This window comes from Nevskia sp., assembly GCF_051860985.1.
Lineage (GTDB): Bacteria > Pseudomonadota > Gammaproteobacteria > Nevskiales > Nevskiaceae > Nevskia.
In genome coordinates, this window is sequence record NZ_JBIMKV010000001.1 from 252,598 (window position 1) to 272,753 (window position 20,156).

Below are 20,156 nucleotides of genomic sequence, written 5' to 3' on the forward strand. Positions count from 1 at the left end.
CCGCGTATCCGATGATCCGTACGCCTCGTCGATGAACCGCCGGCAGACTCGTCTCGACAAGGCATCATTGCGGCTGCAGGGTCACCTCTGGCGTGCGCGTCAGGCCCATGCGACAGCCGGAGCGCTGGCTGGAATCTTCCACGTGATCGACAACCACCTGAACCGCCGCCGCAGCGGCGAACTCATCGAACTGCCGACCATGACCCCGATGTACGACCGCCCCGAGAACGCGGCGCGGCGCTGCCCGAAGGCCGAACGGGACCTGCTGTGCTGCGCCCCGACATTGCCATGCGCCAAATGATGGACTCCGCGCGCCCCACGGCCGACGCGTCGACCCGGCACCTGATCCGCAATTCCGGCTGGCTGATCGCCGAGCACGGACTGCGGTTCGTGTCGGCGGTGTTCGTCGGGCTGTGGATGGCCCGACATCTCGGTCCCGAGCGTTTCGGGCGGTTGTCGATGCTGATGACCGCCGTGCTGCTGTTCGCGATGCTGACGCGGGCTGGCGTCGACACCATTCTGCTGCGCGAACTGGTCGCCGCGCCCGAGCGTGCACCGCGCCTGATGGCCGCCGCGCGCCGCGCCATCGGATTCAGCGGCATCGTCAGCGCAATGGTCCTGCTGATCACGGCGTGGGCGGTCGGCGCGGGCACCAGCGAAGTCGTGATCGTCGCAGCGGCCGTCGCCATCCAGCCGCTCAGCGTCAACGACAGCCTGCTGCAGGCGCGGCGGGCAATGCCGATGGTGGTCGTCAGCCGGGTCATCTCGATCGCCGCCGTCGCACTGCTGCGGGTGGCGCTGATCCTGGTCGACGCACCGTTGGTGCTGTTTGCGCTATCCGTATTGCTCGAACAGGGACTGAGCTACCTGCTGATGGCGCTCGCCGTGCGACGCATTCCGTCGGCTCAGGGTGCGACCGTGACGGCTGCCAGAAAGCCGACACCCGGCGAGATCACGGCACTGCTTGCGCAGTCCTGGCCGACGCTGGCAGCCACTGTGGCGACCCTCGCACAGACCCGCGTCGACCAGTACCTCGTCTACCAGCTCGCCGGCGCCACGCAGGCCGGCGTCTACGCCGCCTCGGTACGCCTCTACGACGCCTGGATCGCGGTTCCCACGTTCGTGTCGATCGCCTTCCTGCCCGGCTTGATCGCCGGCCCGCAAAGCAGTGCTGCGCAGGTGGAGCAGCGATTCCTGCTGCTGTACCGGATGCTGGTCGGTGCCAGCCTGGCGGTGGCGATAGTCACGACGCTGCTGGCGCCATGGATCGTCGCGCTGACGCTGGGCCATGCCTTCGACGGTGCCGCTGACGTGCTGTCGATCAGCATCTTCGCCGGCCTGTTCTCGGCGATGGGCTCGGTCAACGCGCGCTACTTCGTGGCACACGGCCTGCAACGGAAGCTGGCGGTACGCGCCGTCGTGTCGGCACTGCTCAGTGTGACGCTGAACCTGTGGGCGATCCCTCGCTACGGTATTGTGGGGTCTGCCTGGGTGACCCTGACCGCGCTGGCAACGGCAAACTATCTGCTGGACTTCATCGACCGCGACCTGGCGTCGCTGCGCAGCATCAAGGCGCGCGCCCTGTTTGGCTGGCTGATGGGTTCCCGCACCCGCGGACGAGGACCATGAACGTCACCCTGCTCGATTGCACGCTGCGCGACGGCGGCTATTACAACCAGTGGGATTACGAGCCCGCGCTCGTCGATGCCTACCTGGCCGCGATGGCCGCGCTCGGCGCCGACTACGTCGAACTCGGCTTCCGTTCGTTCGACACCCGGGGCTTCAAGGGCGGCTGCGCCTACACGACCGACGCCTACCTCGACACGCTGACGATTCCAACCGGCCTCCAGGTGGGCGTGATGGTGAACGGCGCCGAGCTGATCAGCCATGCAGGCGGGCCGGTCGCTGCCATCGACGCGCTATTCAGCGACGCCAGCCAGTCACGCGTGACGCTGGTGCGCCTCGCCTGCCACCTGCACGAGTTCAAGCCCTGCCTCGAAGCGATCGCGCGGCTACGTGCACTCGGCTATCGCACCGGCATCAACCTGATGCAGATTGCCGATCGTCACCCGGACGAGATCGCCGGCGTCGCGCGCAGCGCGGCCGCCAGCGCCGTTGAGGTGCTGTACTTCGCCGACAGCATGGGCAGCCTGAATCCGGAGCAGACGGCGCGGATCGTCCGCGACATCCGCCGCGAATGGTCGGGCCCGATCGGCATCCATACTCACGACAACCTCGGCCTTGCACTGGCCAACACGCTGCGCGCCGCCGAGGAGGGCGTGACCTGGCTGGACGCGACGGTCACTGGCATGGGACGCGGGCCCGGCAACGTCAAGACCGAATACCTCGCCATCGAACTCATCGCGCGCGCGCCGGACCGTCATCGCGATCTCACGCCGTTGCTGGCGCTGATTCGCCGTTACTTCAAGCCGCTGCAGCAGCAGTACGAATGGGGCACCAATCCGTACTACTACCTGGCCGGCAAGCACGGCATTCATCCGACCTACATCCAGGAAATGCTGTCCGACCCGCGCTTCGCCGAGGAAGACATCCTGTCGGTGATCGGCCGGCTCCAGCAGGCGGACGGCAAGAAGTTCTCCAGCACCCGGTTGGAAACCGGCCGCATCGCCTGCACCGGGCCACGCCAGGGGCAGTGGGCACCGTCGACGCTGCTGTCTGGCCGCGAGGTCCTGATCGTGGCGCCGGGCGCATCGGTCGCGCGCCATCGCACCGCGATCGAACACTGGATCCGCGCGCGGCGACCACGGGTGATTGCGTTGAACACCGTCGACATCATCGACGGCGCGCTGATCGACCTACGCGCCGCCTCCCACCCGATCCGCCTCACGGCCGATCATCCCCGCTACCAGCAGCTCGGGCAGCCGCTGGTCGCGCCGCTCAGCATGCTGCCTTGCGACCTGCGCAGCCGCTTGTCCAGCCTCGACATCCGCGACTTTGGCCAGGCCGTCGAAAGCGGCCGCTTCGCCTTTGACGCCACCAGTTGCGTCACGCCCAACGTGCTGGTGGCCGGCTATGCGCTGGCGATCGCCACCAGTGGCGGCGCCGCCCGCATCGATCTCGCCGGCTTCGACGGCTTTGCCGCCGATGATCCGCGCCAGGACGAGATGACGGCGACGCTCGACGCCTATCTGCGCACGCCCGGCGCGCTGCCACTGCGCGCCATCACGCCGTCGCGCCATGCCCGCCTGACGGCGACCTCCGTCTACGCCCAGAACGCATGAGCCGTCACGCCGTCATCATCCCCGCCCGCCACGCGTCCAGCCGGCTGCCGGGCAAACCGCTGATCCCGCTGTGCGGCGTGCCGATGCTGGTGCGCACCTGGCAGCGCTGCACGCAGGCGGTCGATCCGGCGCGGATCTGGGTGGCCACTGACGATATCCGCATCGAGGCGCTGTGCCGCGACCACGGCATCCAGGTGCTCATGACAAGCCCGGATTGCCTGACCGGCACCGACCGCGTTGCCGAGGCTGCTGGGCAGCTCGATGCCGACGTGCTGGTCAATGTGCAGGGCGACGAGCCGCTGTTCGATCCCGACGACCTGCGGCTGCTGATCGCCGCCGTCGACCGTCACCCCGGCGAGGTGCTGAACGGCTACTGCGCGATCGACGATGCCGAGCTGTTCTTCCGGCGGAGCATTCCCAAGGTGGTATTCCGCCCCGACGGCCGGCTGCTCTACATGTCGCGATCCGGCATTCCCGGGACTAAGGCCGGGCAATTCTCGAAGGGCTGGCGGCAGGTCTGCGCCTATGCCTTCCCGCGCGCCGCACTGCAGGCCTTCGCAAGCCAGACGACCAAGACACCGCTGGAAGCCGAGGAGGACATCGAGATCCTGCGCTTCCTCGAACTCGGCTACGAGGTACGGATGCTGGCGATGTCCTCGCAGTCGATCGCTGTCGACATGCCGGACGACGTGCATCTTGCCGAACACGCGATCCGCGCCCGGGGGCTGGCATGAATGGGGGCCCCGTCAAGCTGCGGCCGCTGGCCGAGTACCGACTGCTGATCTTCGACTGCGACGGCGTCGTGCTCGATTCCAACGCGGTCAAGACCGAAGCCTTCCGCACCGTCGCCGCGCCATTCGGCACCGATATCGCCGCACGCTTCGTGCACTTCCACCAGCAGAACGGCGGCCTGTCGCGCTACGTCAAGCTGCGGCAGCTGCTGCGCGAGGCCGGCATCGACGACGATGCGCGCCTGCCGGCGCTGCTCGACGCCTTCGCGGCCGAAGTTCGCGACGGGTTGCGGCAGTGCCCGGTCACGCCACGCCTCGACGCGCTGCGACGGGCCACCCGTGGCGCGCGCTGGGCCATCGCTTCCGGCGCCGACCAGACCGAGCTGCGCGAAGTGCTGGGCGCGCGCGGCCTCGATGACCTGTTCGATGCCGGCATCCACGGCAGCCCGACGCCGAAGACCACGCTGGTCCAACAACTGGTGGCCGATCACGGCGGCGCACCGCCGGCCGCGCTGATGCTCGGCGACAGCCGGCTCGATCACGAAGCTGCCACTGCGTCCGGTATCGATTTCGTGTTCGTCTCGGCCTGGACCGAGTACGACGAATGGGCACAGTACGTGGCCCGCCACGCGCTGCCGACCATTGTCCGCGCCGATGCGCTGCTCCCGACCGTAGATCGCCCATGACCACGCCACCGGCCCCGAACGATCCAGACCCAGGCCTGCATGACGCCGCACTGTTCGCGCACGTGGCCCGTCTGCGCGCCGCGCTGCGCAAACGGCCCGGTGATCTGGAAAGCCTGCGCGATGCCTTCGCGGGCAGGACCGTTCTACTGCTGAGTTGCGGTCCGTCGCTGAACCGCTGGCGGGAGGTCTACGACGCGCTGCCGGAGCGGCCGGTCGTGGCCTGCGTCAAGCAGGCGATCGATCGCATCGATGTGCCCTGCCACCTGCATTTCCTGAATTCGCAGAACCTGCAGCGTTTCCGTTACCGGCGCAGCCGCCGGCCGCTGCAGGTGTTTTCGGCCTCGAAGGGCTCGCTCTGGTTCGCCGATCCCGATCTGCTGCTCAACGTCGGCGTTCCCCCCGGCCATGATCTGCGGCACAGCTTGGCCGCGACCGGCGATTTCGCGGCCGAAGCGCTGATCGACGTCGACCGGCCCCGCCGCTGGGGCCCCGGAATCATGTACGAGACCGTCTTCCATACCCTTGCGCTGCTGGGCGTCCGCCGAATCGTCACCGTGGGCTGGGATATCGCCGACGGCGCGGCTGCCAACACCCATTTCTACGACACCGCCGCCCCGGCCGCGAAGCCCGCGCCACCGGTCCGGCCGCGCTTCATGCCGGCGCGCTGGCTGGCGCGCAACCTGGGGCTCACGCGCTTCTGCAAGTTCTGGCTGCATGTCACCGGCCGCCGCTACAACCCGGCCTCGATGATCGAAGGCGAGGCGCAGGCCGTGGCCGCCGCGGTACCGTCACTGGTCCGCTGGCTCGACAGCCTGGGCATCGAGCTGCAGATCGTCAGCGACTCCGCCTGGCAGCCCGGCACGTCAGGCCCATCCGCCGCTGTCGGCTCATCCGGACACTCGGCCCACCCGGCCCCGGCGCGGACAGCGGCGGCTCAACCGCGCCTGACCACGCCCTGAATCGTTCCCCGGCGACGCTCGATCCGGCAGCCGTGTCGGCACCTTGCTGAATCCATCCGGCCGGCAGCGTCGCAGTCCCGTCACCGCGGCTTGACCGCACGGCCTGGCGTTTGCGGACGATCGGCCGCAAGCCGTTGCCGGTGTCGGTGGGAATCAGGGGAATTCACAAAAAAATTACTACCACTGCGATCGAGATCGCACAGTACGGCAATCCGGATTTGATACGGTTGTCGTCGCTCGGTTGCGCCCGCGCCAGCGTCTTTCCGGCCTGCCGCCGCGCCCGAATCCTGCGTACCCGACCCATCCGCACCTTGATTTCGCCCTCCACGAAAGACGCGCTGCGGCGGCTTGCCAGCCGGTATGCCAGCTTCGCCGCCGCCCGGATCGCACTGGTCATCGGTCGCTGGTTCGTGCTGATCCAGGCCGCGCGGCACCTGTCGATCGCCGAGTTCGCCGCGCTGGCGGCAACGCTGTCCGGCGTTGAACTGCTTCGGGCGGTCGCCGATCTCGGCACCGATTCCTACATCTATTCGCGTCTCGGTAGCGGGCATCAGGCGCTGCGCGCCACGGTACGGGCAGCGCTAGTGCTGCGCGGCGCTGCTTCACTGCTGCTGAGTGTCGGCGGCATCGCGCTCGCCTTCCTGCTGACCGACACCCGAGCCACGCTGCCGATATTCCTGCTGATCGTGGCCACCGCCGCGCAGTCCAGCGCCGTGGCCCTGTTGCAGAAGGCCGAACGGTTCAGCGGCCTCGGCGTGCTGGTCGGCATCACGCTGGCCGCCTCGCTGCTGGTTGACCTGTTCGTGCTGATGACACCGGCCCGCCTGTCGACCATGGCCTGGCTGCTGATCACGCCGGACTGCATCGCCGGCTTGTCGGCTGTGATGATCGCCTCGGCGCCAATGCGCGCCCTGCTGCAGGCCACCGGGCGCCACTGGCGACGCCTGGGCCACGCGTTGCGGCTGATCGCCGGCAAGCTGATTCCGAGCGCCCTGATCGCCGTGACGGTGATGGCCTACAGCCGGCTCGATGTGGTGATCGTCAGGCCGATCGCCGGCATCGATGCCCAGGCCGACTACTCGGCCGGCTTCCGGCTCATCGAACCGTTTTTCATGTTGTTCGCACTTGCCTCGCTCGCGCTGCTTGCCGAGCTGGGAAGCCGACGGAATGCGGACACCGTGCAGCTGGCCCGCCGCCTGCTCGCCGCGCCGGTGTGGCCCACCGTCATCGGCATGGTGCTTGCGGTCATGGCGTTGGGCGCGCTGGCGCGGCTGGTCACGCAGCTGCTGAACCTTCGCCCGGAAGCCGGCCTGCTGGCTGCGCTGTTCGCCGCCGCGATCCCGTTCCGCGTTGCCAACTCGATGATCACCGCCCTGCTGCTGCGGCTCGGCCGCTTCGATGCCGTGATGTACGCGGCCGTCATTAACAGCGTCATCACTTTTTCGCTTGCCGTGCTGCTGACCCAGCGCTTCGGAGCCGCAGGTGCCGGAGCGGCTGCGCTCACCGGCGAAATCTGCAACACGCTGTTCCAGCGCCACCGGCTGCAACGCCAAACGGCGACGGAAAGTCTCCAGCCCGCCTCCTGACAGTCCCAGTTGCCATGACGCCACCCCTGCCGATGCCCGCACATCGACCGAGCACACGATGACCAAGCCCGAATCACCGATGGCCGCCGCCGCATCCGCCTCGACCGGCGCGGAAAGCTACGACGGCTACCGTGCATGGAAGCAATGGAACCACCTGTTCAGCCCCCAGGCCCACGAATGCGCCCTGTTCCAGCGCGAATTCCGCGATATGCCCGTGCACGGCAAGCGGTGGCTCGACATCGGCTTCGGCAGCGGCGCCCTGCTGGCGTGGGCGCAGCAGTCCGGCGCGAGCATCGCGGGCATCGAACTGCAGACCGAACTGCGCGAAGCCGCCGAGGCACGCGGCATCCGAACCTACGAAGGCCTGGACCACGTACCGACCGCGAGCCACGACATCATCACGGCATTCGACGTGCTGGAACACATCCCGCGCGAACACCTCGTCGATTTCCTGAAACAGGTCCGCCGGATCGCCGATCACGATGCCCGCATCGTCTTCCGCTTTCCAAACTGCCAGAGCGCGGCCGGCCTGCTGAACCAGTTCGGCGACGCCACCCACGTCAGCATGCTGTCCGGCCCCATCGTCGCCCAGCTGTGCCGCCAGGCGGGCCTTGACACCGTGGCGCTGCGGGAAGCGATTGATCCTGCCTTCCCGACCCCATTTCCGGCACGGCTGCTGCGACCGCTGCAGCGCATCCTGCGACGCGTGCACCGCCTGTTCCTGCGGGCGCTGTACTCCAGCGGGTCCACACCGTTATCGACGAATGTGGTTGTCGTCGTGAAGCCGGCAGGAGCCTAGAAGATTCGCCGCTTGTTCCGGACGGGCAGCCCGCCGTCGCCGGCGAAACGCTGATGACCGACACGCCGCCTGCGCCGCAGCGACAAGGTGCAGCCGGTGGCCGAAGCAGAAAGCGCGAATAATGCGCGGCAGGCAGGCAACGCCCCCACCTGAATTCCGAAACCACGATGTCCCGCATCCGCATTGGTGTCGACGGCCGCTACCAGGGCGGGCCACTGACCGGCGTCCCCCGCTATATCCACGAACTGAGCCTCGAACTCGACCGGCAACTGCCGGACGCCGAGTTCCTGCTCTACGCACAGAAGCCGGATGGCATCACCCTGCCGTCCTCGCGCTGGACACTGCGCTGCGAGCCGAATCCGCGTTACGCCAGGCTGAGGCCGAACCTGTGGCTCAAGCTGCGGCTGGGACGATTGCTTTTAGCCGACCGGCCGGACGTCTTCTGGGCGGCTGCCGGGCTTCGGGCCGGTCTGGCCGGCAACGTGCCGCAGGTGCTGACCGTCCATGACTTCACGTTTCGGCTGCATCCGGAAACGATGTCCCGGGCCAACCTGTGGGCCCATCGATTGTTCCTCGCACGCGATCTACGCCGTGCGCACCGCGTGCTGACCAATTCCGAAGGCACCCGGCGCCGGATGATCGCCTACTACGGTCGCCACGCCGATGCCGTGATCCGTCCAGATGCTTCGGCCCGCTTTCAGCCATCCAGCCCGGCTGAACGTGCTGAAGTCTGCCGCCGCTACGGGCTCGAAGCACCATTCGTACTGGCGGTATCCACGCTTGAACCGCGCAAGAACTTCGTCGCGCTGATCGAAGCGTTCCTTCAACTGAAGCGGGCCGGCCAGTTACCCGCTCACGAATTGGTGCTGATTGGCCGCAAGGGCTGGCGCGACACACGTCTTTCGCAGCAGATCGCCGAGCACGAAGGCCGCAGTATCCGCAGCCTCGGCTTCGTGCCGGACGACGACCTGCCGGCGCTGTACTCCGCCTGCGACGTGTTCTGCATGCCATCGCTTTACGAAGGCTTCGGAATGCCCGTGCTCGAAGCCCGTCGCTGCGGCGCACGGGTGGTGGCCACCGACCTCGAAGAACTGCGGGAAGCAGGCGGTGACGAGGCGCGCTACTGCCTGCCGGATGCCGCTTCGATCGCTGTTTCGATACGCGATGTAATCAGCCTCCCTCCGCCGTTCCCATTGCCTTATGCCGACGGATGGCGGCAGGCAGCAACGATGTTGGCTACGAAACTTCAGCCCTCAACGGAATTGCTGTGAACGCCGCAAACAATTTTGCCAGCGGCTCCCCGTCATCTTCCGGCCTGAGGACAGTCGGCTTTTTGCTCGTTGCGGGGTACTGCTTTCTGACCCCATTGACGGATATCAGATTGGCTGACGTCCAATCGATCGAAGCTTATGGGCTAATTTGCCTGTTAGCCGCTTACGGATTTTTTGCGAGGAATGACTGGAGTTTCACTGCCCCTCGACAACTCGCCCAACTATTTCGTCTTCACGTACTGCTAATCACAGCGGTCATATCGCTGGCGGCCCTTTCGCTTCGTCTAGATACGTTTCCGCCATTCGCGTTGCCGCCGCTTAAGACGCCCCCCTTGCTGTCTCTGTCTCGCATCGTCCAGCTTGCTGTTTGTATCGGCGGCTTCCTGCTTCTCACATTGGCGATGGTGCGCCGCCCGTCCTTAATACGTCTGGCCGCGCAACTCTACGTATGGTCAGGCCTTCTTAGTGCTTCATACGCTCTGCTTAGTTATGCGGCTTGGCATGCCGGTGTCGAGCTACCTGGCGCATACAACGTAAGCTTCATACGAGCGCGCGGCTTCTTTGTCGAGGGTGGGCCGCTTGGCGTCTATCTGATGAGCGTCATCGTCACTGTTGCCTTCCGGATGGGTCAACTTGGACAGCAGAAGAAGATAGGCTTGGTTCAGATGGCGATCCTTTTTACTGCGCTACTCGCGGCGCAATCAAAGGCGGCGCTTTTGCTGGGCATGTTCATGGTTGTGATCTGGCAACTCTTAGATCGTCGCTATCTTCGTCTACTTGTTGGCGTCGCAGTCGTCATGCCGATTTTCGTAGTAGCCGTGGCAAACCGGGGCCTCGGCGACTACGTTCGTATCGTCATGAATTTTGAAGAAGAAATTCAGACCCATGCCGACGACTCTTCATATGCGATGGGCCGAATCATGGCCACGGTTCTGGCCCCGAGAATGATCATGGAGCATCCTCTCGCTGGTGTAGGCATCGGCAATTACAGTCTTCAACGGAATAATCCGGAAATTCTCAACGGCCTGCCGACGACCGACGGTTGGGACTTGCCGGGTCTCAGCTACATTGGTTACGCAGCGGAACTCGGCCTGCCCTGTACGCTATTTTTAATGTGGCTCATCTGGCGGCCCGTCAATCTAGCTGCGGATCGGCTGGTGAAGCCAGTTTGCTTGGTCTTGTGCGCGTACCAATTTGTGGCTCATTTATTTGGCGCACAGGTAACTTTTGCGTACCCATGGGTCACTACATCGATTGGCCTTGCTTATGCGTTGACGCAGCTACCCGGCAAAAGGCTCACCGGGGGGCGACCTTTCCGATTGGTCTGGAATCGTTCTGCTGGAATGACAACGACCAGCACTTCTGACTCCTGAAATGCCCATCAATTCCTTACTGTTCGACGCCCGATGGATCGACCTTCACGGCATCGGCCGCACGGCAAGCGAACTGGCGCTACGGCTGTTCTCCGCTGACGCGCCGCCGCCGTCGCCGAAATGGCCCGCGTCGCCCGTCAGTCCGGCCGATCCGTTCGCACGCGGTGCGCAGCTGCTGGCGTCGCCGCGCAGCCTGTTCTATTCGCCGGGCTTCAATGCGCCGGCTGCCGGCCGGGCGCGCTGCGTGTTCACGGTGCATGACTTGATCCATCTGCGGGTGGCAGGGGAAGCCGGCGTGATGAAGCGCGCCTACTACGAGCGTCTGGTGAAACCGGCGGTGCATCAGTCGTTCAAGGTGTTGACCGTGTCGGAGTACTCGCGGTCCGATGTGCTGGACTGGTCCGGAGCTGACCCCGCGCAGGTGGTGAATGTCGGTTCGGGTGTTGATGCGATGTTCTTTGCACCCGCCACACCGCACGATCCCGGTTTTCCGTACCTGCTGTATGTCGGCGCGCGGAAGCCGCACAAGAATCTGGATCGGCTGCTGGCTGCTTTCGCGGCTTCGAAGGCCAGCGCGCAGCTGCGGCTGGTGGTGACCGGGGCGGCAGACGCGATGTTTGAGGCGCGCATTGCAGCGCTGGGGCTCAGCGGCCGCGTGCATTACGCCGGGCGTATCCCCGATTCCGCCCTGCCCGGCTGGTATCAAGGTGCGACGGCTCTGCTGTTCCCGTCTCTGTTCGAGGGCTTCGGTCTGCCACCGGTGGAAGCGATGGCGGGCGGCACGCCCGCGCTGGTTGCAAACACGACCTCGCTGCCCGAGGCGGTCGGTGATGCCGCCGTGCTGGTGGAAGCCGAGTCGGTGGAGTCGATCCGTGATGGCATTGATCGCATCGTCTTCGACAGCGCGCTGCGCGCGCGGCTGCGCGAGGCCGGGCCGGCACAGGCGCGTCGCCATTCCTGGGACGTGGTGGCGGCCCGTGTGCGCAGCGTGCTGGACACGCTGCAAGGCTCGGTGCAGCCATGAGCCGCGCGAAGCCGAAGATCGCCATCGTGCATTACTGGATCGTCAGCTGGCGCGGCGGCGAGGAAGTGCTGAAAGCGCTGGCGCAGCGTTTCCCGGATGCCGACATCTACACGCATGTCTACGATCCGCAGGTGGTGGCCGACTCGCCGCTGGCCGGTCGCACGATCCGCACTTCGTTCATCCAGCGACTGCCGTTCGCGAAACGGCTGTACCAGAAGTACCTGCCGTTGATGCCGCTGGCGCTGGAGCAGTTCGACCTGTCCGGCTACGACCTGGTGATCTCCTCCGAAAGCGGGCCCGCCAAGGGCGTGGTGGTGCCGCCTGAGGTGGCGCATGTCTGCTACTGCCATACGCCGATGCGCTATGTCTGGGACATGTACCACGACTATCTCGGCCACGCGGGCCGGTTGACGCGGCTGCTGATGCGGCCGTTGATCCACTACCTGCGGCTGTGGGATCGGCTGTCGGCCGACCGCGTGGATCATTTCATAGCCAACTCGGCGTTCGTCGCCGGGCGGATCGCCAAGTTCTACCGCCGCGAGGCGGATGTGCTGCACCCGCCGGTCGAACTCGACGAGTTCCAGCTTTCGACCGAGAATGAAGGCTTCTACCTGATGGTGGGCGCACTGGTGCGCTACAAGCGCGCCGATCTGGCCGTGAGCGCCTTCAACCGGCTGGGCCTGCCGCTGGTGGTGATCGGGGATGGCGAGCTGTACGACGAGATCAGGGCCACGGCCGGCGCCAACGTGACCGTACTGGGCCGACGCTCCCGCGCGGAGGTGCTGGACCACTATCGGCGCTGCAAGGCGCTGCTGTTCCCGGGCGTCGAGGATTTCGGCATCGTGCCGCTGGAAGCGATGGCCACCGGCAAGCCGGTGATTGCCTATGCCAAGGGCGGCGCGCTGGAGACGGTGATCGACGGCGTGACCGGGCTGCATTTCCACGAACAGAGCGAGAACGCGCTGATGGAAGCGGTGCAGCGCCTGGAGCGCGGCGAGATCCGCTTCCACGCCGGAGCGATCCGCACCCATGCGGCCAGCTTCGACCTGGCGCACTTCAACGAAAAGCTGACCCAGCTGATCCGCGATCGCACCGGGCTTACGGTCTAGCCGCGCTCAGCGCAGCAGTGTTCGCCGGATCGCCCGCTGCGCTGGCACTTCGATCGTCCGGTACACCACCGCAGCCACCGTGAAGGTGGCGAGCAGAAAGCTGCTCAGCAGCCACGGACTGCGGTAGTCGACCGGCCACCCGAGCCGCGGCAGGCCCAGCACGAACAGCAGCTGGATCGGGAAGTGGCAGAGGTAGCTGGCATAGGTGAGGTTGCCGAGGAAGGTCAGCACCGGGGCAAGCGGCAGGAACAGCCGGTTGGCGCCGGCGAATGCGAACAGCACCCCGGCGATCAGGACGGGCCGCAGGATGCTGGTGCTCGTCAGGTCGGCGATGCCGGCGAAATGCCCGACCGCGATAGCGGCTGCGGACACGGCCAGCAAGCCGCCGACCACCGGAAACGTCAGCGGCAGGCGGATGCCGCCGACCTTCACGGCATCTGGAAAGAAGCGACCGAGGGCAATCAGCCCGCCAATGAAGAAATACATCAGGCACTGCGCCACCAGGTCGGCGCCAACCCCGCTGAAGACGGCGACCAGGGCGACGGCAGCAACGTAGGCAGCTGCCACCGGCAGCTTCGACACCAGCCAGAAGAACAGCGCGTAGACGATCAGTTCGATCGAAACCGACCAGATCGGGGCGTTGAAGCTGTAACCGGATTCGAAGCCCCAGCCGCTTATGAACAACAGGTTCAGCAAGAAGTGCCAGGCGTCATTGCAGGGGTAGACAAAGAATTCGCCATGTGTGGCCAGGTACAACTTCTGCAAGCCCGCGACCAGCAGCAGCGTCAAGACATGCAGCGGATACAGCCGGGAAAACCGATTGACGGCGAAAGCGCTGAACGAGGCATTTCCGGCAGCGAGCGCGGCGTAGTAGCGGGCAAAGAAGATGAAGCCGCTGATGCACCAGAACATCTGCACGCCGAGCCCGCCACGTTCGTAGAACGGGAACAGCAGGCGGTAGAACGGCTGCTCCTGCCGCACGACATCGATGGCGCCTGCCGAGTAACCGAAGTGCTGGTAGTGCCAGATCAGGACCGCCAGCGCCGACACGAAGCGGAGCAGTTCGATTCCGACGATCTTCTCGGTGGCGCCAGCCCGATCGGGCGCCGCCATTACTGCCGCCTTGACGACGGCAGGGCCAGCGCCAGCAGCAGCCCGAACATCAGCCCGCCCAGCACCCCGACTGCCACCATCAGCCCGCGCTTCGGACTGCTGCGTTCCTCGGCGACTCGCGCCGGGTCGACGACGCGGAACGCGAATTCATCGCTGCCGTTGGCAATCATCACTTTCTTGATCTCGGCCTCGATCAGGCCGTAGATCGCCTTCTGCAGTTCGACGACGCTGGTCTTGGTCAGCTGCTCGTTCAGGTACGCCTGGCTGGCCATGGATTCCGCGATCGCGCGGGCGCGCAGATCGCGGTTGGCGCGGGCCACCAGCTCGGCGGCCCAGCGGGCGGCCAGTTCCGGATCGGTCCATTCGATGGTCAGCGTCACGAGACCGGTCTTCTTGTCTTCAGCGACGCTGCGCACCTTCTTGGCGAACATCCGCTCGGCCTTCCAGACCGTCGGCTGGTCGTCGGGGTCATCGGGGTCGTCGTCGATCCAGGCCTTGCGGCCGGCGTCCCATTCGTCGGCGTAGAGCAGCGGCAGCAGCTGGTTGTCGCGGATGAAGGCCTCCGTCAGCGCATGCGACTGCAGCGTGGCCAGCGCGACCGCCTTCTTGTCCGAGCCACCGATGCCCAGGCCGCCAAGACTTGCCAGCCCGCCGAACTGCGACAGCAGCGCGCCGGCACCGCCGAGCTTGCCGCCGGCATCGTCATCCACCGGCGACAGCACGATGCTGGCCTCGTATTTCTCCGGCAGCAGCAGCGCGGTCACGGCGGCCGCGATTCCGAAACCGATCGCCATGGCGGCGATCAGCAAACGGCGCGACCACAGTGTGTCAGCCAGCTCGCGCAGCGAGATTTCGTCGGATTGCGGGTCCATGGGACGTTGATTGCGAAGTGGAAATCGCGAGGCGCTGAGCGGTCATCACGTCAGCAGCGGTGCGGTACCGAAGTCTAGCAGCGCACCGACGACAGCCCGGCCTCTCAGCCACCCTGCACATTGGCCAGCCAGGCCGTTCCGCCGAACCACTTGTTGTAGAGCGCGTCGTAGCTGCCGTCGTTGCGGATGTGGTTCTGGAAGTGGTCGAGCCAGTTCAGGAAATCCGGGTCGCCCTTGCGGATCGCCCAGCCGAGCGGCTCCTTTGTGAACGGCTCCTTGATGTGCACCAGGCTGTCCTTGTACTGCGCGGCGTAGACGACGTTGAACGGCAGGTCGTAGACGAAGGCATCGGCGCGGCCGTTGCGTACTTCCAGTGCGGCGTCGGCTTCGGTCTCGAAGGTCTTGAGCCGCGCCTTGCCGAGGAAACGGCGGGCGGCGATGTCGCCGGTGGTGCCGAGCTTGGTGGCGATCGTGTATTTCGGGTCGTTCAGGTCCTTGACCGTTTTCACCGTGTCGCGATGGCGGACATTCAGCAGGAAGGTCTGGCCGATGATGATGTACGGCTCGGCGAAGTTGACCTGCAGGTTGCGCTCCGGGGTGATGGTCATGCCGGAGATCAGGATGTCGAATTTGTCGGTCAGCAGCGCCGGGATGATGCCGTCCCACTGGGTGTTCACGAAGCTGACCTTGACGCCCATGTAGCGAGCCATCAGCTTGGCGAGGTCGACATCGAAACCGATGATCTCGCCGCGCTTGTCGCGCATCTCGAACGGCAGATAGCCCGCTTCCAGCCCTACCCTCAGCTCGCCGCGCTTGAGCACCTGGTTGAGCGTCGATTTCTCCCACAGCGCCTGGTCCGCAGCACCCGCCGGCAGCAATGGCGCAAGCCAGGCAAACAGCAGCAAGATGGCGGTCAGCAGGGCCTGGCGCATCGTCGTCGTTACTCGAAAGGGCGTGCCGGCAGATTACACCGGGGTCCGGCGCGGCCGGCGCGGGGCGTCATCGACCGACGCCACCGCACCGGCTGTTTCAGGCTCAACTCGCCCGCAGCCGACGCCGCCGCCACAGCGCCGCCAGACCGAAGGCCGCCAGCAGCACGCCGCCGGCAGAACCGCCGCCACCGCTGGCGGCAGGGGCTGCACCGGTGACTACCCGGTAGCTGGCGCTGACGCCACCGACCGTCACCGTCATCGTGGTGGCGGTCGACGCTGCGCTCGAGGCCGTCTGCTGCAGCACCAGCGTCTGACCGTTGCTGATGGTGCCCGGCGCACTGGTGAACACGCCCCCGCTGATGCTGTAGCTGCCGCTGCTGACGGTCACCGTGGCGGGCTGATTGATGCCGCTGATAGTCGCCGGTGCGCTGGTCTGCACCGAGCCGGGAACGGCATCGACGGTATCCGGGAAGCTGAATGGTGCCGGCGTGGTCAGGTCATCGTTGACGATGGTGATCACCTGCGTCGACGGGCTGCCGATCCGGGCATTACCGGTGGGCGTACCGAGCACCAGCACCAGGGTTTCGTCGGGCTCCTGCACCCGGTCGCGCAGCACCGACATGGTCAGGCTGGCCACCGACTGGCCGGCCGGGATCAGCAGTTGCGCTGCACTGAGCTGGTAGTCGTCGCCGGCCGTTGCGGTGCTCGCTGGATCGACGTTGACCGGCACCGTGACATCGCTGCCAGCCGGCGTGCTCAGGCTCACCGTGACAGTGACCGGCGTGGTCGTGGTGGCCCCGGACGGATCACCCTCGACGATGCGCTGGCTGGCCAACGTGAAGCCGACGTCCGGCGTGACACCGCTGAAATTGGCGCTGGCCACAGCCGAGGCGCGGCTGGCATTGCCGGCGGCATCGGTGAACGCCCCAGCCCGGACCCGCGCGGTGACCGTGCCGTTGCCGCTCATTCCGGACACGGCAACGGTGTAGCTCGGGCCGCTGTCGATCACCCGGGCGGTGGTCGGTCGCGCGCTGCCGCCGAGTTCGAGGTCATCGGCCGCGAAATCGCCGGTCGCCTCGCTCAAGGTCACCACGAACAGCACCGGAGCACTGACCACCGGATCGGGCTGCGCCCCATCGACGGCGATGGTGGCGGTCGGCGGCTCGAGGTCGACGGCGTAGACCTCGCCGACGGTGAACGCGCCATTGCCGGCGCCGCTGCCGCCCAGCGGCACGCCGCTGGCAACGCTGGTGATCGAGTCGTCATCGGCGACATCCAGCCGCAGGCTGCCGCTGCCGCTGCCGGTCAGCACGCGGACGCTGTAGAGGCTGCCGCTGCCGCTCACCGAGGCCACCGATGCGCCGCTCAGTGCGCCGGTCGTGGTGAGCCGGAAGTCGCCAGCATCGACGCCGCTGACCGCTTCGCTGAAACGCACCTGGAAGTCGACGCTGCTGTTGCTGGTCGGGCTCGGGTTGACGCGCCCGATGGCGGTGACGATCGGCCCGGTCACCGGCGCACCGGCATTGCAGACCGCCGGCGTCACCCGCAGCGACCAGGCGCGGACGCTGCCGGTATCGGCCGCCGCCAGATCCTGCACACGGAGCGCCCAGCGGCCATTGCCGACGCTGCCGGTCAGCGTTTCCAGCGGGCTGGCCGGCGTGTAGCTACCGGTGAACGGGGCATTGGCGCTGCTGATGTTCTGGATGCTGCCGCCGCTGCTCTGGTCGTCGAGCAGCACCTGGCAGAAGTTGTTGCCGCTGCTGCCGGCGCCATTGATCAGCGGCACCACGACGCCGCCTGGCGATACCAGGCTGACCGCCAGATCGCCGACGAAGCTGTGATCGATGCCGACCGTGGTCGCGCCAACGGCATTGCTGCACAGGTCGCCGTCGATGCTGACGCTCAGGTTGCGGATCCGGCCGTTGCTGCCGGGAATGGTCAGCGCCGCTTCCACCGGGTCGCCGGCATCGGGAATCGGCAGCACCGGACCGCCGTAGCGAAAGGTGACCGGCGTACCGGCGCTGCCGGTCGGCTCGCTGAGTAGGAAACGCTGCGGACTGCCACTGCCGTTGTAGGCCACGCTCAGCACCAGCGAAAGATTCCGGCCGCAGGGGAAGCTGGATTCGACCCGGAAGGTCAGCGCGGTGTCGTTGCCGGCAGTGCTGCCAGCCGCGATGTCGGCATAGTCGGAACTGCCGTTGAACACGGTCACGCCGCTTCCCGCCGCAGTCAGCGTGGCGCGGATGCCGGTCGCCGCGACTGCGCCGATGTTGCTCAGCGGCAGTTGCAGCGCGAACGATTCGCCGGGCTCGATCACGCCGTCACCATCCCCGGCGATCTGCGTGAATTGCGCGTCTTCGGCCGTCAGGTACGGCTGCGGCGTCGCCCCGATCGCGGCCAGCGCCGGCACCGGCATGACGATGCCGACGCCGCTGTCGCGATCCGGCCCGGGCGCTTCGATGTCGATCGCCGTCGCCGCCAAGGTGTCGCGCACGGCCGTTGCCGACAGCGACGGCCGGGCGCCTTTCAGCAGTGCCGCGATGGCCGCCGCATGCGGCGCGGCCGCCGAGGTGCCGTAGAACGTCGAAAAGCCCGGTGCCGACGTGCTGACGCCATCGGCAGCGGTGAGGTCCGGCTTGCGGCGGACCACGCCGCCGGTCGCGAAGCTGCGATCGCCGGGCGTCAGTTCGGCGCCGGTCGGGCTGAGCAGGATCTTGCGCGGACCATCGGCGCTGAAGCTTTCGGTCGCGCTGCCGGGACCGAACAGGCCGGGGAACGGGCCGTTCGGGGTGAGGTCGTCGAACGAGACCGCTGCCGGCGTTGCTGCCGTGCTGAACGCCGCCACGGCAGCGCTGTGGCCGCGTGTCGCGCCGCTGGTGGCCAGCGCGCGGTCGACGATGCCTCGGAACACGATCAGGTTGAACGGCGGCGGCGTGGCGGACGGGCTGCTGAACAGCGACACCACCACGCGCTCGCCGGGGTTGACGCCGGCTTCGATGAATTCGAACGGAAAGTCGTCGCCGTCGACGCCGTCCTGCGTATTGGCGCTGCTGTCGACCACGGTGCTGAGGTCCTCGCTCAGCACGTAGACGTCGTAATCGGTGCTGGCCAGCCCCTGGTCGAGCGTGTAGTGCTCGGCCCAGATCATCGCCACCGGCGTGCCGGAATCGCCGGCTTCGACCCGCAGCGACTGGCCGCCGTCGCCGAAGTCATGCAGCGTGCCGACGCCGTCGAGCACCGGCGGATTCGGCAGGCTGCTGGCGCGGAAATCGCCTTCCCAGGTGCCCGAGGTGCCGTCGCTGCGGTTGCCTTCGTTGCCAGCCGAGGAGAAGTACAGCACCCCGGCGGCGGTCACCGTGTTCACCGCCTGCGCCACCGGGCCGTCCTGCCACGGCGATTCATCGAGGTAGATGACGTCGTCGACGATGATCGTGCAGCCGGCGCTGGCGAGATCGAGGATGTTCTGCGCGAAGCTGGCTTCGCCGTTGAACGCCGTCGCAAAGCCCAGCCGGGCGGCCGGCGCGAGGTCGTGCAGGATTTCCAGCATCGCCGTGCCCTCGTCGCCGGCGCCGGCCTGGCTCGGCAGCACGCTGACCAGCGGCGGCAGGTCGCCGCTGGCCTGGGCGGCGGCCAGCGAGTCGACGCCATCGGACAGCGCGCACAGGACCTGACCCTGACCGCTGGCGCCGTAGAGGCTGCGCGCCTGATCGACGCCGTGGGTCTGCACGCCTTCCGAACGGTTCGGCGCAGCGGCCAGCGCCGCGACCAGCCGGCTGGCGAAGGACGGACGGGCATCGTCGGTCGTCACCTGTACCGGACCGGGCGTCCACGCGCGGCGGCTGGTGTAGGCCGGCGCCGCCTGCCGAATGCGGCTGACCGCCTTCAGCGCCGCCAGCGACTCGAGGTGCCGGGTGGCCACCCGGGCGCGGATGCTGCGGGCGCTGCCGGCGAGTGCCTTCGGCGACAGCAGTACGGCGTCGGCACCGGCCAGCGCCTGCAGCACCTGGCGCGGATCGGCACCGCGCCGCAGCGAGATATCGACCAGGTGGCGGCCATCGGCGCCCGGCCGCGCCTGCCGGTACTGCGGCGACAGCGCCGCCAGCCGGGCATCGCCGCGCGCCTGCAGCAGCGACATCAGCAGCCGCGAATCGAGCTTGCGCTGGACCGGGGTGGCGCTGGCCTTGATCCCGCGAAGCACGGCGATCTGCGCGGCCGCCGAGGGCTTGATCTGCCCCACCGGCGCCCGTTGCGCGGCCGGCGCCACCGCCGTGCGCGTTGCCGGCAGGCCGGCGTTTCCGACCAGCGACAGCGAGGCCAGCAGACCCAAGGCCAGCGGCGCCGCGCGGCGCGTCAGCCCGAGACCGCATTCCGTCGCTGCCCGACGCAGCCGCTGGCCGATCTGGTGCCTGTCCTTGCCCATGTCACGCTCCCCCATTTTCGAATTCTTGGCCCTGCCCGC

At 67.0% G+C, this 20,156-nt stretch carries 16 protein-coding genes; 12 read left to right on the forward strand and 4 right to left on the reverse strand.

Features of this window, described 5'->3' with window-relative positions; all coding sequences use genetic code 11:
• Window positions 1-31 precede the first annotated feature (31 nt).
• The 12 genes from ACTIGJ_RS01120 to ACTIGJ_RS01175 all read left to right on the forward strand — a co-directional run bounded on the left by ACTIGJ_RS01120 (window position 32) and on the right by ACTIGJ_RS01175 (window position 12,780).
• Window positions 32-301 (forward strand): hypothetical protein, encoded by a 270-nt coding sequence (locus ACTIGJ_RS01120; protein ID WP_439638425.1) that lies wholly within the window; start codon window positions 32-34, stop codon window positions 299-301.
• On the forward strand, window positions 268-1,629 hold the full coding sequence (locus ACTIGJ_RS01125) for a flippase (RefSeq protein WP_439638426.1): 1,362 nt from the start codon (window positions 268-270) through the stop codon (window positions 1,627-1,629). The genes ACTIGJ_RS01120 and ACTIGJ_RS01125 overlap by 34 nt, the downstream gene beginning before the upstream one ends.
• Window positions 1,626-3,242, forward strand: coding sequence for an aldolase catalytic domain-containing protein (locus ACTIGJ_RS01130; RefSeq protein ID WP_439638427.1), 1,617 nt, complete (start codon window positions 1,626-1,628; stop codon window positions 3,240-3,242). Before ACTIGJ_RS01125 ends, ACTIGJ_RS01130 begins: the two co-directional genes overlap by 4 nt.
• Window positions 3,239-3,976: a 3-deoxy-manno-octulosonate cytidylyltransferase gene (locus ACTIGJ_RS01135; RefSeq protein WP_439638428.1), complete on the forward strand. Its 738-nt coding sequence runs from the start codon at window positions 3,239-3,241 to the stop codon at window positions 3,974-3,976. Before ACTIGJ_RS01130 ends, ACTIGJ_RS01135 begins: the two co-directional genes overlap by 4 nt.
• On the forward strand, window positions 3,973-4,659 hold the full coding sequence (locus tag ACTIGJ_RS01140; RefSeq protein ID WP_439638429.1) for an HAD family hydrolase: 687 nt from the start codon (window positions 3,973-3,975) through the stop codon (window positions 4,657-4,659). The genes ACTIGJ_RS01135 and ACTIGJ_RS01140 overlap by 4 nt, the downstream gene beginning before the upstream one ends.
• Complete coding sequence (locus ACTIGJ_RS01145; RefSeq protein WP_439638430.1) at window positions 4,656-5,618, forward strand: hypothetical protein; 963 nt, start codon at window positions 4,656-4,658, stop codon at window positions 5,616-5,618. Before ACTIGJ_RS01140 ends, ACTIGJ_RS01145 begins: the two co-directional genes overlap by 4 nt.
• Window positions 5,619-5,728: 110 nt before the next feature.
• On the forward strand, window positions 5,729-7,204 hold the full coding sequence (locus ACTIGJ_RS01150) for a lipopolysaccharide biosynthesis protein (protein WP_439638431.1): 1,476 nt from the start codon (window positions 5,729-5,731) through the stop codon (window positions 7,202-7,204).
• 58 nt (window positions 7,205-7,262) lie between these two features.
• A complete protein-coding gene (locus tag ACTIGJ_RS01155; RefSeq protein WP_439638432.1) occupies window positions 7,263-8,003 on the forward strand; it encodes a class I SAM-dependent methyltransferase in 741 nt (246 codons plus the stop codon).
• Window positions 8,004-8,170: 167 nt separating this feature from the next.
• On the forward strand, window positions 8,171-9,274 hold the full coding sequence (locus ACTIGJ_RS01160) for a glycosyltransferase family 4 protein (RefSeq protein ID WP_439638433.1): 1,104 nt from the start codon (window positions 8,171-8,173) through the stop codon (window positions 9,272-9,274).
• A complete protein-coding gene (locus ACTIGJ_RS01165; RefSeq protein ID WP_439638434.1) occupies window positions 9,214-10,647 on the forward strand; it encodes an O-antigen ligase family protein in 1,434 nt (477 codons plus the stop codon). The genes ACTIGJ_RS01160 and ACTIGJ_RS01165 overlap by 61 nt, the downstream gene beginning before the upstream one ends.
• Window positions 10,648-10,732: 85 nt before the next feature.
• A complete protein-coding gene (locus ACTIGJ_RS01170; RefSeq protein WP_439638647.1) occupies window positions 10,733-11,671 on the forward strand; it encodes a glycosyltransferase family 4 protein in 939 nt (312 codons plus the stop codon).
• A complete protein-coding gene (locus ACTIGJ_RS01175) occupies window positions 11,668-12,780 on the forward strand; it encodes a glycosyltransferase (RefSeq protein WP_439638435.1) in 1,113 nt (370 codons plus the stop codon). Before ACTIGJ_RS01170 ends, ACTIGJ_RS01175 begins: the two co-directional genes overlap by 4 nt.
• A gap of 6 nt (window positions 12,781-12,786) precedes the next feature.
• Here ACTIGJ_RS01175 and ACTIGJ_RS01180 read toward each other — a convergent pair whose 3' ends face one another.
• From ACTIGJ_RS01180 to ACTIGJ_RS01195, 4 genes are all read right to left on the reverse strand, one after another.
• Window positions 12,787-13,893, reverse strand: coding sequence for an acyltransferase family protein (locus ACTIGJ_RS01180; protein WP_439638436.1), 1,107 nt, complete (start codon window positions 13,891-13,893; stop codon window positions 12,787-12,789).
• Complete coding sequence (locus ACTIGJ_RS01185; RefSeq protein ID WP_439638437.1) at window positions 13,893-14,765, reverse strand: Wzz/FepE/Etk N-terminal domain-containing protein; 873 nt, start codon at window positions 14,763-14,765, stop codon at window positions 13,893-13,895. Before ACTIGJ_RS01185 ends, ACTIGJ_RS01180 begins: the two co-directional genes overlap by 1 nt.
• A gap of 104 nt (window positions 14,766-14,869) precedes the next feature.
• Window positions 14,870-15,697, reverse strand: a complete 828-nt coding sequence (locus tag ACTIGJ_RS01190) for a transporter substrate-binding domain-containing protein (protein WP_439638438.1) — start codon at window positions 15,695-15,697, stop codon at window positions 14,870-14,872.
• 103 nt (window positions 15,698-15,800) lie between these two features.
• Window positions 15,801-20,117, reverse strand: a complete 4,317-nt coding sequence (locus ACTIGJ_RS01195) for a S8 family serine peptidase (protein WP_439638439.1) — start codon at window positions 20,115-20,117, stop codon at window positions 15,801-15,803.
• Window positions 20,118-20,156: the final 39 nt, after the last annotated feature.

Excerpts from the sequence above, each read along its gene's own strand:
- ACTIGJ_RS01120 (WP_439638425.1), top strand. The coding sequence starts at position 32 with ATGAACCGCCGGCAGACTCGTCTCGACAAGGCATCATTGCGGCTGCAG.
- ACTIGJ_RS01130 (WP_439638427.1), top strand. The coding sequence starts at position 1,626 with ATGAACGTCACCCTGCTCGATTGCACGCTGCGCGACGGCGGCTATTAC.
- ACTIGJ_RS01135 (WP_439638428.1), top strand. The coding sequence starts at position 3,239 with ATGAGCCGTCACGCCGTCATCATCCCCGCCCGCCACGCGTCCAGCCGG.
- ACTIGJ_RS01140 (WP_439638429.1), top strand. The coding sequence starts at position 3,973 with ATGAATGGGGGCCCCGTCAAGCTGCGGCCGCTGGCCGAGTACCGACTG.
- ACTIGJ_RS01145 (WP_439638430.1), top strand. The coding sequence starts at position 4,656 with ATGACCACGCCACCGGCCCCGAACGATCCAGACCCAGGCCTGCATGAC.
- ACTIGJ_RS01155 (WP_439638432.1), top strand. The coding sequence starts at position 7,263 with ATGACCAAGCCCGAATCACCGATGGCCGCCGCCGCATCCGCCTCGACC.
- ACTIGJ_RS01160 (WP_439638433.1), top strand. The coding sequence starts at position 8,171 with ATGTCCCGCATCCGCATTGGTGTCGACGGCCGCTACCAGGGCGGGCCA.
- ACTIGJ_RS01165 (WP_439638434.1), top strand. The coding sequence starts at position 9,214 with ATGGCGGCAGGCAGCAACGATGTTGGCTACGAAACTTCAGCCCTCAAC.
- ACTIGJ_RS01175 (WP_439638435.1), top strand. The coding sequence starts at position 11,668 with ATGAGCCGCGCGAAGCCGAAGATCGCCATCGTGCATTACTGGATCGTC.
- ACTIGJ_RS01180 (WP_439638436.1), bottom strand. The coding sequence starts at position 13,893 with ATGGCGGCGCCCGATCGGGCTGGCGCCACCGAGAAGATCGTCGGAATC.
- ACTIGJ_RS01185 (WP_439638437.1), bottom strand. The coding sequence starts at position 14,765 with ATGGACCCGCAATCCGACGAAATCTCGCTGCGCGAGCTGGCTGACACA.
- ACTIGJ_RS01190 (WP_439638438.1), bottom strand. The coding sequence starts at position 15,697 with ATGCGCCAGGCCCTGCTGACCGCCATCTTGCTGCTGTTTGCCTGGCTT.
- ACTIGJ_RS01195 (WP_439638439.1), bottom strand. The coding sequence starts at position 20,117 with ATGGGCAAGGACAGGCACCAGATCGGCCAGCGGCTGCGTCGGGCAGCG.